Annotated in this window: 15 protein-coding genes; 7 read left to right on the top strand and 8 right to left on the bottom strand. The window is 58.1% G+C overall.

Translation table 11 applies throughout. The annotated features are described in order from the left end of the window. Window positions 1-748 precede the first annotated feature (748 nt). Together ACKN61_RS24225 and ACKN61_RS24220 are read right to left on the bottom strand one after the other, a co-directional pair. Window positions 749-2,101 (bottom strand): hypothetical protein, encoded by a 1,353-nt coding sequence (locus ACKN61_RS24225; RefSeq protein WP_408951610.1) that lies wholly within the window; start codon window positions 2,099-2,101, stop codon window positions 749-751. An 852-nt stretch (window positions 2,102-2,953) separates the two neighbouring features. Next, entirely contained in the window at window positions 2,954-3,340 is a 387-nt protein-coding gene (locus ACKN61_RS24220) for a hypothetical protein (protein ID WP_408953906.1), read from the bottom strand. Between ACKN61_RS24220 and ACKN61_RS24215 the strand changes: the two genes are divergently transcribed. Both ACKN61_RS24215 and ACKN61_RS24210 read left to right on the top strand, forming a co-directional pair. After that, on the top strand, window positions 3,233-4,204 hold the full coding sequence (locus ACKN61_RS24215) for a DUF4189 domain-containing protein (protein ID WP_408953902.1): 972 nt from the start codon (window positions 3,233-3,235) through the stop codon (window positions 4,202-4,204). The two genes, ACKN61_RS24220 and ACKN61_RS24215, sit on opposite strands and share 108 nt — an antisense overlap. 141 nt (window positions 4,205-4,345) lie before the next feature. After that, window positions 4,346-4,753 carry a helix-turn-helix domain-containing protein gene (locus tag ACKN61_RS24210; RefSeq protein ID WP_408951609.1) on the top strand — a complete coding sequence of 136 codons (408 nt, stop codon included), beginning with the start codon at window positions 4,346-4,348 and terminating at the stop codon, window positions 4,751-4,753. Window positions 4,754-5,084: 331 nt separating this feature from the next. Here the strand turns inward: ACKN61_RS24210 and ACKN61_RS24205 are convergent, their stop codons facing one another. Beyond that, the gene (locus ACKN61_RS24205) at window positions 5,085-5,375 is read right to left on the bottom strand and encodes a hypothetical protein (RefSeq protein ID WP_408951608.1); all 291 of its coding nucleotides are present in this window, start codon (window positions 5,373-5,375) and stop codon (window positions 5,085-5,087) included. Window positions 5,376-5,585: 210 nt separating this feature from the next. Between ACKN61_RS24205 and ACKN61_RS24200 the strand changes: the two genes are divergently transcribed. The 3 genes from ACKN61_RS24200 (at window position 5,586) to ACKN61_RS24190 (ending at window position 8,127) form a co-directional block, all read left to right on the top strand. Beyond that, window positions 5,586-6,293: a hypothetical protein gene (locus tag ACKN61_RS24200; protein ID WP_408951607.1), complete on the top strand. Its 708-nt coding sequence runs from the start codon at window positions 5,586-5,588 to the stop codon at window positions 6,291-6,293. A gap of 47 nt (window positions 6,294-6,340) precedes the next feature. Continuing rightward, window positions 6,341-7,519 carry a restriction endonuclease gene (locus ACKN61_RS24195; RefSeq protein WP_408951606.1) on the top strand — a complete coding sequence of 393 codons (1,179 nt, stop codon included), beginning with the start codon at window positions 6,341-6,343 and terminating at the stop codon, window positions 7,517-7,519. Window positions 7,520-7,848: 329 nt separating this feature from the next. Further along, on the top strand, window positions 7,849-8,127 hold the full coding sequence (locus ACKN61_RS24190; protein ID WP_408953901.1) for a YegP family protein: 279 nt from the start codon (window positions 7,849-7,851) through the stop codon (window positions 8,125-8,127). 616 nt (window positions 8,128-8,743) lie between these two features. Here ACKN61_RS24190 and ACKN61_RS24185 read toward each other — a convergent pair. From ACKN61_RS24185 to ACKN61_RS24170, 4 genes are all read right to left on the bottom strand, one after another. Beyond that, window positions 8,744-9,079, bottom strand: coding sequence for a hypothetical protein (locus tag ACKN61_RS24185; protein ID WP_408951605.1), 336 nt, complete (start codon window positions 9,077-9,079; stop codon window positions 8,744-8,746). Window positions 9,080-9,273: 194 nt separating this feature from the next. Further along, the gene (locus tag ACKN61_RS24180) at window positions 9,274-10,062 is read right to left on the bottom strand and encodes a hypothetical protein (protein WP_408951604.1); all 789 of its coding nucleotides are present in this window, start codon (window positions 10,060-10,062) and stop codon (window positions 9,274-9,276) included. Between the two features lie 82 nt (window positions 10,063-10,144). Further along, window positions 10,145-10,546, bottom strand: a complete 402-nt coding sequence (locus ACKN61_RS24175) for a hypothetical protein (RefSeq protein ID WP_408951603.1) — start codon at window positions 10,544-10,546, stop codon at window positions 10,145-10,147. Window positions 10,547-11,584: 1,038 nt separating this feature from the next. Further along, window positions 11,585-11,932 (bottom strand): hypothetical protein, encoded by a 348-nt coding sequence (locus tag ACKN61_RS24170; RefSeq protein ID WP_408951602.1) that lies wholly within the window; start codon window positions 11,930-11,932, stop codon window positions 11,585-11,587. A gap of 372 nt (window positions 11,933-12,304) precedes the next feature. Between ACKN61_RS24170 and ACKN61_RS24165 the strand changes: the two genes are divergently transcribed. Together ACKN61_RS24165 and ACKN61_RS24160 are read left to right on the top strand one after the other, a co-directional pair. After that, on the top strand, window positions 12,305-13,108 hold the full coding sequence (locus ACKN61_RS24165; RefSeq protein ID WP_408951601.1) for a hypothetical protein: 804 nt from the start codon (window positions 12,305-12,307) through the stop codon (window positions 13,106-13,108). Window positions 13,109-13,284: 176 nt separating this feature from the next. Next, window positions 13,285-13,722 (top strand): hypothetical protein, encoded by a 438-nt coding sequence (locus ACKN61_RS24160; RefSeq protein WP_408951600.1) that lies wholly within the window; start codon window positions 13,285-13,287, stop codon window positions 13,720-13,722. Window positions 13,723-14,090: 368 nt separating this feature from the next. Here ACKN61_RS24160 and ACKN61_RS24155 read toward each other — a convergent pair whose 3' ends face one another. After that, a complete protein-coding gene (locus ACKN61_RS24155; RefSeq protein ID WP_408951599.1) occupies window positions 14,091-14,222 on the bottom strand; it encodes a hypothetical protein in 132 nt (43 codons plus the stop codon). Window positions 14,223-14,735 lie beyond the last annotated feature (513 nt).

The following is a 14,735-nucleotide window of genomic DNA, read 5'->3' as shown; positions in this document are numbered from 1 at the left end:
GGGCTACAGCCGTTGCCGTCGTACAACATGCCAGTGGGGCACGCTTCTGCCTCGAATGGCAGGAGTAGGGGGATAAAAAACAGAACTCCAAGCATTTTCATGCCGTGCTTTCCCTGTTCGAGAGTGTCTCGCGGTGATCCATGTCCTGCCCTCTAGCGCCTGAGTTGAACTGACCCGCGAAGTGGCTCTACTTGAGTAAATGGCTAGCCCGCATCCAGGGCCTCAGCACGGCGATACGCAATATACTCTAAGAGCGATACAGGTCCAGGAGCCGGAGCGACGATGCGCTGCTCATCGAATCGCCACAGTGCGGGAACTATCGGCAGTTACCTCAACCGTAGCGCTGGAGCCGTTGAGGCGACAGAAGCAGTCCTTGAGGAGCGGCAATCTCGCCCATGCGGCCTAATGCCTGAAAGGGCGGAGGCCGCCAGGTCCGATTGCCGCTACTGCTTCTAATCAGGGAAAGACAGCATGAGCAACAGTTCGCCGCGATTCCGAGTCGTCAGCCCCGACCTTGGAGGCTATTGAGCGGGCCGACCGGTTGGCCACCCACAACGTCCACAAGATCAATCCAACTCCGCAGCGGTTGGAGGCCACTCTGGAGGTGGCGAGGCGCACTCAGCAGCAGTACGGCGTCGCTCCGCTGACAAGCTCGCCGCACCGCGTGCCTGAAATCAGGCGCGAGGCGGCTTCGGCTGGGGCGTTTGTTGCGCCTTGTCTGCAAACTCCTGGCAACTCCGGGCGTCGTCTAGAACCCATCCGGACAATCAGTGCTCTCTTTCCCGAGAGTTGCACACCAATTGGATTCGATGGGGGCCCCAGCTAGACCGATAAAGCCCTTCGCCTTGGACGTGCCACCGACTTGCGCCGATCCCACCCGGTAAGCGTGCTGATTCCGGGTGCTGATCTCACTGGTGCCGACAATCCATGCCCCATTGGGGCTGATCGCTACCGGACGGTTGTACGGGCCGCCGAGTGTTCCCAGCGTCTGCAGATTGGTCGCGAGCGTCCATAAAACGGCAACGTTCCCACCCTGAGCATCCAGAGCACTCCCGAGGATGTACCCATTATCGGCGATCCGCTCCGCGCGCATCGTGTCGCCATCGGGGGTGCCGAGATCCAGCCCGTCCTCGGAGTCGGGATCGTCGGTGGGGGCCCACACAAAACTCCGAGTCGTTCCGTCAGTCGCGGTGTAATTCCCGGTGATCGTGCCTGCACTGTTCATGTCGGCGGCAAATACCTGCTGACCCACTGCAGCTTCGCGCGGTAACCCACGCAACATCGCAGGCGCGCCGCCGGATGGGTTCCAACGAACAGCCGCCAGGTCGCCGACCGTGTCCTCGCATGTTCCTGCGGCATAGCCGTTCGGATTAACAGCAATGGCCACGCAGTTTGATCCGCCCGGGATTCGGGGGAGTGATGCGACGTTGTAGCCCCCAATGGCGTTCGGCGTCCACTTCACAGCCAGGGTGCCGCCGTAGCGCAAGTCGCAATAGCCTACGAGCGCGGGAGTCGCCGCGTGCCCCATGCTGGTGATATGACAATCGGTTATGGGCGAAAGTAAGGGTGGAAGCAATCCAGGGACAGGCAGCGCTGTCGCGTTAGTTTGCCCATTTTTCCATAGGACCGGATGGTCCGTTCCGTCGGGATCGGTGCTGATACCAGCCACGCTGCCGGCTTGGTTCATGAGCTGTGCTTCGGCGCGATCATGTCCAGTCCGCGCATTGAGTATTTGCGGCACCGCAGACGGAAGTGATGGGGTCAACCAGCGTACGGGAAACCGCTCGCCATCCGCCCCAAGTTCACAGTTACCCGCCACAGCGTTGCTCCCGCCGATACCCACAACGGAACAAGGGCCGTCGACTTCCAATCCAGGTAATGCCATCGCCGCGCTGCTGCCACTGGCCCAATAGGTAGGGACGATATCTCCGGCAGGCGTTCGGCATTTACCTACTGCGGCTCCCTCGTTGTTGACATCGATCGCCATACAGAGGTTGCCGCCCAGCGTTCCCAGCGCAGACAGTGCCGCAAGGGAGGGGTGGGGCATGAGCCAAGCGAGCGTCGCAAAGAACGCGAGATTGCGCGAGATATTGTTATGCATATCCCCTCTCCATTTCGGCCGCACATCCGAAGGCGAGGGTATTGGACGACCCGCCGACGGAACCTGCCTGCGGTCACACGGTGAGCATTAGTGAGCTGGAGCTGCTTTTTGAACAGCGACATCCACGCATGCCAGAACGGGACGCAGAAAGCGTAGGCCTGGTCGGCGTCGCCGGCGGAAGCTTTGGGTCGGAGCCCGCACGCCTGGTTTCCGCACTCGGGTCTCGGCCATCGGCGCCGCCCCGGCGATGCAACACACCCTGCGCGAAATGCAGTCGTTGAATCTGCAGCGGGAAATGCAGCTTTCGCAAGAAGGCATGCAGCGCGGACCTGATGATCCGAGTCGAGGGCCAGGACGTAGTCGGGCGATCAGTCAGGCAGTCGATTGGCTGCGCAGTCCGACACCCGCTGCGAAGCCCGGAACCTTGGAGGCAATGACAGTGCAACCAAATACTACTGAGTTTTCGGTAGGGCCCATTCGACAGCGCGGGGCTACGATACTTCTCAGGTGCGCAGCCATCGGCTCCATCCAGCAGGAGCAGCTACTCATTCGCAAGGCACGCGTGGAATGCGAGGCCACGGTCTCCGGGACTACCCAGTCGTTCTGCTTCTGGCTGATAGCGATGGTCTGACGAAGCGCCGTCGACTCATCTGTATGATGCCGTTAGACTCAGTGTATGGTTCGAAGTGTTGCCACGGCATGGCTCTGAAGCGGCCGACCTCACGACGACCTCGATCCGATGCCTTCATTGCGCAGGCCGTTGGGAACCGAGGGCGGTTCCTTCGCCGATGCAATCGCTGCGCAGAGATATAAACCAGGAAATTTCGCGCAAAAATTGCGACCATTCGATAGTCAGGAAACGGAGATTCCCCCATGGACTCGATGAAGAAGATCCTTCTGCTGCCCGCATTGCTGCTTCTGGGCTGGAGCGTCCAGGCGCGCGCGCAATGCTCGGTAGCCGGTGGCCAGCAACAACAGCAGTGCATGCAGAATTTCGTGCAGAACGTGGTCGTGCCGTATCAGCAGGCGATGCAGGCGGCAGCGCAGAATCAACCGCTGCCGCCCCCGGAAAGTCCGATGGAGGCGATGCAGGCCAAGGCCGGCGCGCAAGCGCGCAAGGGTTGGGGCGCGATCGCGGCGTCGCCGGGACTGGCGCAGCTCGGTATCGCCGGCGATCTGGGCAGTCAACGCAAGGCCGAAAGCGCGGCGCTCAAGCAATGCGCCGATCAGGGCGGTCAAGGCTGTACGCTGATGGCGAGCGCGAACAACGCCTGCATCGCGGTGGCGTTCAATGCCGACAAGCTATTCGCCAGCGCGGTGGGCCAGGACGAGATCGCCGCCAGCCGTAACGCGCTGAGCGGCTGCAATGCGAAAAGCCCGGACAAGATCTGTAATCTGCGTAGCGAGCCGCTGTGTTCGGGCATCGCCGGCGGTTTGCTGCAAACTGGCGGCATGAGCGCCCAGCAGCGCGCGCATTTGTTCGAAATCGCCGGCGACGATCGACAGTTCTTCGGCGCGCTGGCCGGCAACGGTAAGGCCGTGTACTCGGCGGCGAACGCGCTGTCGCAGGCCGATGCCGAGAAATCCGCGAAAAGTCGTTGCACCGGGCCGGCGTGCAAGTTGATCGCGGCGCATAGCAATAGCTGCCTGGTGGCGGCATGGCCGAAGAAAGGCGGCGCGCCGTTCGTGGCCGAAAGCTCCTATCCGGAAGCCGCGCGCGTGGACGCGCTGAGCCAGTGCGCCGCGGCGAACGGCGCCGGTTGTCTGGTGTCGGCGCCGAACTGCTCCGGCCGCGCATATTTCGACTACGACTACGCGCGCATCCACGCCGGCGCGAAGGCCGATACCGAGCGCAGTCGTCAAGCCGGAGCGGCGCTGCTCGAACCTTGGGTTGGCCGCACCGAAGCCGAGTTCCGCGCTCATTGGGGTTTTCCGTCGGCCACCACCGAAGTCATGCAGGGAGAGTCGCGGCTGACCTATGAGAAGGGTTATCGCGGCAAGAATGGCGCAGAGCATTCCTGCAAGGTGGCGGTCTTCACCCGCGCGTATAAAGTCTTTTCTTACTTCACCGAGGGCGACGTTTGCGCGGACATCGTACGTTGACGCTCGCCGTCTAAAGCGCCCGTGTGCGGTTTCGTCTGTGTTGATCTGGGCCACGAAGCAGCTTCGGCCTGAATGAATTATTAGCCACCGGTCGCACGCTACTCGTACCTGACTGTGACACAGCGTAAACAGCTGACTTCGTTGAAGCAGGAGGTTGAAACACTCCGGCGTGGCGTCAAGTCCGCCTCTAAGGGGTTTCGTCAGGCCGATCCGGTCAAGAAGGCCTCCAATGCACCGGCAGCTGCGATCCGATACTCGTCCGTCGGCCTTCGGAAACTGCGGGAACGCCTCGGGCTCAGCCGCGACGCCTTTGCACCGCTATTGGGGGCGAGCTCGCAGGCGATCTATAACTGGGAGCAGACCGATACTCGGCCGCGACAGGAATTCCTGCAGAAAATCGCAGCCTTGCGAGGCCTGAGTAGGAAGCAGATCGACGCGCTTATCGAACAACACGCGTCTAGGAAGGCGGCGATCAAGCCTGCGGCGACTACGAAGAATGCGCGCAAGGCGGGGGTCAAGCAGAAGTCGGGCTCCAGTCCCGTCGCCTAATCATTCCGGCCGGCTCTACCAGCCGAAGCGAGCTTCGCTATATGAGTCTGGCGCGAACTAGCTTTCACTTTGAACGCCACTCGCGCTTGCAGAGCCTGCCTCCTGGCGTCCACTAGGAGGCCCCTTCTCTGGCTCTGTCGTTCGCCCGCACCTCGCAGCGCTGTGTGTAGAGCGCCCGGAGCATGGTTTGCGACGATTCTCCTACGCCACCATTGCGACCAAATGGAGCGCGGATAACGTCGGTAGCAGTATCCAAGCTGCGGCCTCGGAAAGCCAATGATCTCGGCAGGAACTAAGCCAATATCCATAAACATAGAACATCAAGCCGTCGCTAGGTTACGAGCGCTGCCGTATTGTGAACGTAGTAGGAAATACGCTCGGCTGTCAGGGCGAGCTCGTCCGCCTCTTTCTCCAGAAAATCCGGGGCAAACCCCGGGTGACGCTGATTGACCTGCTCAATGATCGCGGTCTTGAAATATTCGTGCGCAATCGGAGTGTTCAACCTGACAAATGCGCTATGTAATGCCTTGTGGAACCGCTCCTCATCGAGTGGGTGCCCGGTGTGCCATGTGTCCACACGCAGCCAGGGATCTAGAATCGTCTTCAGTTCGTGGATGTCCATATGCGTCTGATGGCTCGGTCGTAGGCGGATGATGAGCTTAGGAGATAGAAGATTTTGGCGACATACGTCACAAAGTGTCTTCTTCTGTCGCATTCTGTGCGACTAGCCACTCCTAATCTGCATGATGGGGAGATCGGTCTTCCGCTTCGCTCAGTGCCCGAAACGCCACTTGCTGCATGCCATTTAGGATAGATGATGAATACGGAGGTTATGTCCTCACGCATCGAAACATGCGTAACGTGGCTCTACGCCGCCGCGACCTTCGCATTGGTTGCTTGGGTCGTGCTTACCGTCGCGCGTTCGGCTTACCCGATTGCCAGTTTGGCGTTAGTTATCGCGGGTATCCTGTTCGTTCTAGGATTCGCGCTTACGGCAACGCCAGTCGTGAAGAGAGTATGGTCGCACCCGGTTGGAAAACTCGCATTCACCATCTCCAATTTTGTGGTGCTCTTGATAGCTGGTTCATTGGCGAGAACTGTTCTGACGTCCGCAACCGGGCTTCCGGGTCAGGACTTCGATTGGGCAGTGGCCATGCTTTCGGTGCTGCTCTACATCCCCGCAGCGATCGCGGCCACGTCAGCAATCCTCGGCACATACGCGGTCGCTGGGCAGCTATGGTTATATGCGCAGCTGATCACGACCGGCGGCAGCAATCAGCAGGTTTGGCGGCTGGCTTGCAACGTAGCTGGCGCATTCGCGGCGCTGTTCTTTGTGCTTGGCGCGATTGAGCAGTATGAGAAGAATCGACACTTGCTTAATCCGCTCGCTATCTACTTCGCCTACGCAGGTGACTACCAGCCTGTCCGCTCATATCCGGGCATCGCCCCCGGTACACTCGTAGTGTTCCACGAGAACGGTGTCGTCTCTATGCTGAATCCAGAAGGCGACCCGAGAATAACGATCACAAAGTTGGAATAGATAGCGACGTTTCGTAGAGCCCTCCGCGAGAAAGGACATCGTGTCGCATGATCATCACTCGTACCATTGGCCCGCTGCACTTCGAAGACCTGGACCCGAAACGGTTCGAAGACCTCGTGCGGCAGCTTGCATACGAGTTCAAGCCCTGGCGTCGACTGGAGGCCACAGGACGCTCGGGGAGCGACGACGGGTTCGATGTTCGAGGCTACGAGATCACTGCCAAGGAGGCTCGGTCCTCTGCTTCGGCGGAAGACGGCGATTCGATTGAGGAGCTGAGCGAAGGCGCTGATGACCGGCTCTGGCTTATCCAGTGCAAACGTGAACGGGCCATCGGGCCGAAGGCGTTGGTCGAGTACTTGGGCGATACTGCGCTCGACCCGGATGAGAAGCTTCATGGACTTGTTTTCGCGGCGGCCTGCGATTTCTCCAAGAAGGCCCGCGATGACTTTGCCAGGAAGTGCCGCGAGATGGCATTGGAGGAGTGGCACCTCTGGGGCAAGGCTGAGTTAGAGGATCGGCTTTTTCGGCCTGAAAACGACCACCTCTTGTTCGCCTACTTCGGCGTCTCTCTTACGATCCGTCGACGTTCGCAACGGGCCGACTTGCGTGCCAGGCTTGCCATGAAGAGGAAGGCGAACCGCATGCTGGAGGACCACTCCCACGCGCCGCTGCTACTGCGCTCACCTGATGCCATCGAGTACCCGTATACCGGCGACCTCGCCAATTTCAAGCAAGATCCGCTGTGGATGGTGTGGCCGTACCGGGGCATGTCGCACGAAGGGCTCAAGTTCTGCACACGACGCTACTTCGCGTACCTCTCTGATGACGGCAAATCGTGGGACGCTGCCATGGCCGTGAACGACGCAAAAAGTAGCACGCATGAGGACCCTTGGCTGGGCGACGACGGATTCGGCGAGAAACGGAAGGCCATCCACGATTTCTGGAATAGGATTCCGGAGGCAAACCAAGCGTGGCTCGAAGTGATCGGTGTGGTGGCATTCGAGGATGTCTTGGACATAGATGACATCGGTGACGAGTACGTGCAAACCCCTCACGTCTACGCGTCGTTTGCATCAGGAAAGCGTGGTCCTTTCACGAGCGCCGACGCTGAGGTCGAGACAACCGGTCGGGGGACCCGGCGCTCTTTCTATCCCGACACGGAGACGGACGGCCGCATCGAGTACTTCCCTGCGGAGTTCCGTGAACGCGACGATGTCAGCAAATGAACAAGCGCCAAGGCCGCTGAGCCTTTTGCGGGTGCATACGCCCGCTCAGGCTGCCTGTTCGTTTCTGTGGAAGCGTTCCCATTCGGTCCGGCTGCTGGCTAAGGGCTAGTCACTTCTGAATCAATAGCAAAGCACACTTGCGGCGTCGAAATACCGGAGTGCTCGGCCAGTTGTTTCGCGCGCTATGGGCGTGCAAGTATCGATTGCCCAATGCAATCACCTGGCTTCGAGACGAGCAACAGGTTGCATCCGGGTCCTCTCGATCAAAGGAGCAGTCCATGGCAGCACGTTATGTACTCAGCCGTTCTGGCTAGCAGTTTCGGTTCGTCCTGAAGGCAGGCAACCATGAGACTATTCTCACTAGCGAGCTCTATAACGCGAAGGGCAGCGCAGAGGATGGCATCGAATCGGTAAAGAAGAATTCTGCGCTCGATGAGCGATACGAGCGCAAGGTCTCCAGCAACGGCAAGCCGATGTTCAACCTCAAGGCCTCGAACGGCCAGGTCATCGGGACCAGCGAGCTCTATTCGAGTGAATCGGCTCGCGACGGTGGTATCGCTTCGGTGAAAGCGAACGGGCCCACGGCAACTGTGGACGACCAAACATAGTGAGACACGGATCGAGGGGTAAGCCCCTCGATCCGCTTATGGCTGGAGGCATCAATGCAAAGCGGCTTCGGTCTGAATGAGTTGCTATGCATCACTAGTATGCTTAAGGCTATCAGCAGCCACCTTGACTGCGTTGTTATGTTTGAAGATAAGTATGGCGATAGCCACTGACGCTAGCGAAAATATTGCAGAAGCCATTGGTGCCAAATGCCAGATCAGCGACGCTAAGCTGGTGAATAGGCACGTCATGCCAATGACGGCGAGAGCGATCGCAATTCCCGATCCTTTTACGGTGTTGAAATGGTGATACGAGGAGCGACCGTAAAAATTATACGCCTCAATGTATTGCCATGCGGCAAGCCACGCTGGGATTGCTAGCGATGCAGAGTAAAGGCCTAGCTTTAGCGCCGAGCTCGATATACCAGTCTGTAAAAGTAGTAGCACTATGGCAGTAGCTACACTGGCGCCACCTATCGCAGAACCCCTCATATTATTGAGATGAGATTCAGTGAGTCGGCGTGTGACTGACTCCATCTCTTCCTCATATTGCTGATTCATTGGCGAGCTCCGCATTGAATTTGGTTGAGCTACAAGCGGCTTCGGCTCAAATACGCCGTCAGCCAGGATGATACTGCTCCGGTCGAACACCGAGCGCGTCCTCCATTACCAGAAGGGCGGCGGACACGCCCGAGCCCGAGAGTTCGTCGCCGCTGAAAATTATCTGCCAGTTGACGTTGCCCGGAGCGCCCGGCAGCCAGGTCACGATTTCAGTCGTCTTGTCTGTTTTTGTAAGGTTGATCTGAGTCCCATCAGGAAGGGTTGCGGTCACATAGGCCCATGCAACTTCATCGTCCCGCTCTAAGACTTCAAGCCCCAGGCGTGCTTCCAGCGTCGAAATCGTTCGACTGAAGTCGACAAAAGAAAGGGCGGCGAAATGAAGTGCTTGCGTCATCATTTGGTTACGGCCTGGGGCGTCGAATCGACTTCGGCAGTTCTAGAGTCCGCTGAACGTACTCTCGGACATCCGTAGCAATAGAGTGCGTAATAAGCGAATTAAGGTCGATGCTGAAGTTTGAGAGAAGGGTGGGCTTGCGTAACGCCTCAATTAAGCCGAGCGGCGAAGCCCGGCACCGGCTTGAATGAACATTAGGTTCGCAGTAGTGGATCGAGCATTTCGCCACGGCTCACCTTGATCTCTAGCTGTGAGGCCCAAGAAGCAGTTTTCGGTGCTGACACAGGAATGTACATGCCGATAAAGCACTTGGGGAAATTATCTATTTTTGGGGACAGGACATGAAAGGAATAGATGTCGAACGCGACTATACAGAAGGGCTTTCCATTCTCGAACCGCTCCCAAGTACACGCATACCTAAAATTGCCGCTGTATGCACGAACCATGTCTGTACTTCCGGTAATAATTGCTTTGCGAATGGCGCTCCCGAAGGCAAAGGTCTGATCCAGTGGTTGACGAAGCGTCCCAGTGGCAACGTCCGCTTCAGGAAGCGGAACATGAAATTTGCTTGGAGTGTCCAGCGGCAAAAACTCGTTGTAGAGCAGCGCGTGCATGCCACGAACTATCCGTGCGGTCGATGGACCTAATGGCACATTAGTAACGGCCGCAGCCTGCCCGCCTTTGAACGGTAGCAGGCAAGCATCCAGCTTTTTCGTGACAGAAGGATCTGAGCTTTTCTTCTTAGTGTGAAGCGCATCGGTAATTATCCCGATAAGCTCGTCGGCGCCGTGCCACTTGTTGTTGCATGCTTTGTGAGTTGGAAGAATTATCGGAAAATTGGTCCTATCAACCGGCGCAAAAAAACCCTTAGGCGGGCAGTGGTCTCGGTCAACGGATCTGCCGTCACTCAATGATTCGCCACAGAGATAGCAGAATTTCGGCTGCCCGTGCTGCCTGAGTTGGGTTTGCGATGATATGTCCACGCGAGTCTATTCCCTGACTTGAGCTCGGCCGCAAAGCGGCTCGGCTCGTGATGTGAACTACGAGTTCAATCAATCTAGAAGGTCAACGCCAGTTATTGAGATAGAAGTAGTACTCCAATGTCTTTCCGCCGCCTTCGAAGAGATATCGATCGCAACGCGACGCGTCCGTGCCAGTCTTGAAATCGCAGAGAACTTGTTCGCGCATGACGATCTCCATCTGCTCTGGCAGGTGGACCGACAGCCAATGTCTTTGCAAGCTAGTCCGGTATTCGCTGTCGGACTTCTTCATCTTCCGTCCAACGACGGTGATTACCACCGGCGACGCCGAGGTGGCATAGGCTTCGGAGAACTTGAACTCAGGCCTAGTCCCTTCATGAGGGTGGACCACGAAGCTCGGATACAACTCGCGCCCGTCCGCGGCGATTGCATCGCGAGCCAGGGCAAAGGCAACGACCAGGCAGCACACGCGGGCAACCGAGTTCATGGACATCCTTTTCCATCGTCTGAGGCGGCGACAAGGACCGTGCGATCGGGCCGGGGACGCGGTTGCCAGTTTACGTCCAGGCTGCCGAATTGATCACCAAAAAGCTCGCCGAGAGGTCCACGACTAAGCTATTGATCTGTAAGCACCGAGAAGTCAGGCCTCTGGTTCCGAGACCACAGGAAGGGAGAAAGAGCTGAAATATCCGACCATTTCGGAGTCGGAACCGACGTTGCGCCGACTCTCCGAAAACCAAGGGCTATTACAGAAATGACCGGGGAATTAGGCGCTTCTGTCTTCCGCTGCACGAGGTCAAAAAAGGGTTTGACGCGGCAACGTGGTGGTGCAACCGGAATTCAGACGTGAAAACAATGCCGACGCACCCAATGGTCGGCTCAAAGCGGTTGGATGTCGCCTCGGCCTCAAAAGATCAAAAAAACCGGCCTTTGTAAGTGTCTGATTTTCAAGGGCGAGCAATGGTCGGCCGACCACAGGCTTGGAGAAAAAGGCCCGGAGAGAGGCGAAAAAATCGCCAAACGGCCTATCTGTGGATAACTCGCCGACCAATGGAAAACGCCAAAAGCCTCGGAAATAAGGCCTACTCGTCGTTGCGACGAGGCGTAGAAAAAGTTGAGGGGGAATTGGCGCGCCCACGGCTGCGGTTTTCAAACCAGTCTATTCACGCAGGTCAACACGCGTCTACATAGGGCGCCAACCTGCCGTATTCGGCCTCTGTGGAGAGAAGCGGCGGCCGCAGAGCAAGCTCGACGGCCGCCAACTAGCGTCATCAGTTGCAGCTGCCCTTGTGGTTTGCCCTCACACCATGGCACCGCCATCGCGCCACTGGAAGCCGCGTGCAGGCTTCCGCCCTGGGATACGAAGAGACGCATCGACGCGCGTTTCTAGCCGCTGTCTCTACAGCGATCGTCGCCGCATCCATCGCAGCTTCAAGGCTATCGCCCTCCACGGCAATCTTAGTTCCTGCCGCAGCAGGCAAGGCCAGCGACAACCCGGCCGCCAATGCCATTGGTATTGTCCACCTCATGACCCACCGCCCATGCATTGCTGCGCGGCGGCGGCCGAGAACCCCTTTGCCGCCTTAATTACGTCGTCCAGCGTCGTTGGGCGCTGCGCGCAACTGCCCTTGTGATTCGCACGGATGGCCACGCACTGCCAGTGCCCATGAACTTGGTTGCACGACTCCAGCTTCGGATACTCGGAAACACAAGTGCCGGCGACGGTTGCGGCCCGCTCGACTGCGACTATCGTCTTGTCCATCGCCTCGCCCAAATCCTTCGAAACTGCCCGGACGGGTTCGCCGGCGTTGACGTTGACCGCTGCGAGAACTAGGCAAGTGGCAACCCATGAGATTGACAATTTCATAAACATCCCCTATTTGGATAGATAGCAATTATGGGTGCGTCTAAACAATTCCGACGCAACCAAAACAACGCAAAAACAAGCGGCTGACCGGCCGCGCGCTCGGACTGAAGTCTTGTGCCCAGGGGTACTGGCCTAGCCTCGGACGGCAGCAGCGTAGTTGGGGAGGGGGTGCTCACCCCCATCCAAGGAGTTCTCTGACGGGGTCGGATCAGCGAAGTCTCGGCCTTTTCTCTCGGGATGTTCACCTGACCTGAGCCGCCGAAGGGGGGCTGACGTTGTGCGATGCCGCTTCCAGTTCGAAACCGCGGGCGGCATTGTCTCATCTGCTGCGATTAGCCTATGGGGCGTTGCCGCCGAGGCCGACCCACTGAGGTAGAGATGCCCCTTCATCAGACTGCGTTTTTCCAAGACGACAACAAGCAGTGGGTCGAGGCACATTACAAGGAGTTGGCGCGACCGGATCGACGGGCCTACCTGAAAGCCCGCCAGCTACGCGAACGGCCGAATGGCGACATCCGGCTTGGTATTCGCAATCATCCAGAAACGCCCCATTTCTTTGCTAGGCGCCCACTGCGAAGGCAGTTTGATGCGCGCGCATTGGAAAGCGAAGAGCACAACAAGGGACGCGACATCCTGCGTGGGTTCTTGAACAAGAACTCGACACGCACCTGGATCGGTTACTACGAAACACCTTGGTTGGAAGACAAGGGCTTCGAGAAACTTCTTGATCTCAAGGAATTTAAGTGGGAGAAAGAGGTTGCATTTGGTCTGGTACGCGGAAGGTTTATTCGCTTCGATCTTCTGGGCCGATCCGATGCTGAAATCGAGCTGACAGACAAAAACCCCTTCGTAGCGATCGAAGTGGTCGACACTCATTTTCATTCGATCGAGTCATTCCGCGCCCTGCTGCAAGCCAGTTCCGACTTCCCGCTTGTCGTCGCGTACTACTTCATCCAGAAGGGGGCGCAGCTCAACTGTATGTATGGGCCTGGAAAATTAGGCCGCTTCGCCAGACTGCGGATTCAAGCCTATATCGCCGATGGTTCGTTCTGGCTTCGCGATGACCGAATTGAGGACCAGCTTCCCGGGGTCAGCCCGGCGCAGCCAGACGCGTATTACCACGCGGTCAAGGAACGCCTCTACGGGGATGGTTGGATCAGACGTGAGCCCGACACCAAGTAGTTGTCGGCATGGCCGCAACACCGATGCTGCCCTGACGAATAACCCTGCGACAATTTTTCGGGCAGGCGTCTCCCTTCGCAAAGTCGGGGGCTAGCGGAGGCTGGTGGCCTCTCGGCATAGTTGGCGGCCACCACCACGGCCGCGTCAACCCGGCCTACCTAGCTTCGGAGAACACGATGCGAAAATGGATCTTTCTCACCTATTTTCTGACGACTCCTGCCTGGGCGCAGGAGCAGTGCGAGGCCTTTCTAGCGGCTGACCCGAATCTGCAAATGCAGTTCATCCCCCATCTGGCGGCACCGCCGAACGCTTATGTTGGCATCAGCTACAACAGCGAGTCCTTGGTGCAGGTCCAGGCAAATGACATCTCGGGCCGGAAGGCAAAGATCGTCAAGAAGAACGGCCAGGAGACCTGCGACTGTTTCAAGATGATCACCGACAATTGCAGAACGATCTACGTGCCTGCCAACAAAGGCACCTTCACGGTCCTTGACGCATACAAGCGGGGATTACTGTTCGTCATACCCGAAAAAAACGATGAGATCAGCACGCGAGCCGACCGCGCTTGCTTTCCAGGCGAACAAGTTGTTCAGCCCATAGTAGTGGCGGGTTGATTGCCAAGTCGTTGACGGTGGTGCCGCTGGGTAGCGTGTCGTCCAAAATGGCGGCGACGAGCTGCGGCGCCAGCATCGTCAAGTTCAACAACCTCGCGATCTAGCTGAAGTCCATCTTTTCGCGCGCTGTGATCTCGTTGATGGGGACGTCTCTCCGGAGACAGCGTCACTAGCCACCGCCCCCCCCGGCGCCCGCTGCAACGCGATGTAGTAATGTTTCAGGCAACGTTGGGGGGAAACACTCGTGCCTCGGATACTTGCCGGGACGGCAAGCTGGCCCGACCCAGCTTAGCCAAGAGAAACGCTTCTGTCCGAAAGTATCTCAGTCGAAGCCGCTTCGCGGCTCGGCCTGGATGAAGAATTCTGCGTCAGCCATGCTTGACGACTGTTTTTCGGCCTATTGAACTGCTCTTGCGCGCGGTCGGCCTTCCTAGGCCGGGGATCAGGAAGTCCGTGACGTTGCGGCCATACTCCGTCTTCTGGGCCAGCCACCGCGGCATACGCCCACGCCCCGACCAAGTGTTGCGCTCGTTCTCTGGGTCGCGGTACTTGGCAGCAACCTTGCTAACCTTTCGCCGCGACGCCCGCTTCTTACCCGCGATCCCAACTCCTGGCTGAGCTCCGTAGAGTTCCTTGATCGTAATACTGCATGCGCACCTGAGTCAGCAGATGGTTTTTCGAATCGTAGGTGCGATGAATGGTGTTGCCGGCATGGGTGAGGTAACCCAGTGACCAGACGCCTGATCGCATGGTCATGGAGGTCTGGAGACTTGACGGAAGCAGCAACCAGGAGTATTAGCGTTGCAGGCAGAGCTAAGGGACAGGATCCTGCTGCCAGCTCTGATGGGGTACTGCTGTCGTTTGTGATGCGAGGCATCTGCTTTTTGCAGAGGCCCTCTCAACGGCTGGTTGTGCGTCGGAGCGGGGAAGCAAAAAATGGAAACGGGACATGAAGTCGGCGCACGGGGCAGCGCGGGTCAGTCTTCTGTCGTGCGTGGGAGTGATCGCGCTTG

Source organism: Lysobacter sp. Hz25, assembly GCF_046097045.1.
GTDB lineage: Bacteria > Pseudomonadota > Gammaproteobacteria > Xanthomonadales > Xanthomonadaceae > Lysobacter > Lysobacter antibioticus_B.
Note: the sequence above shows the minus strand (reverse complement) of the source record. Positions and strands in the feature narration are given on the sequence as shown.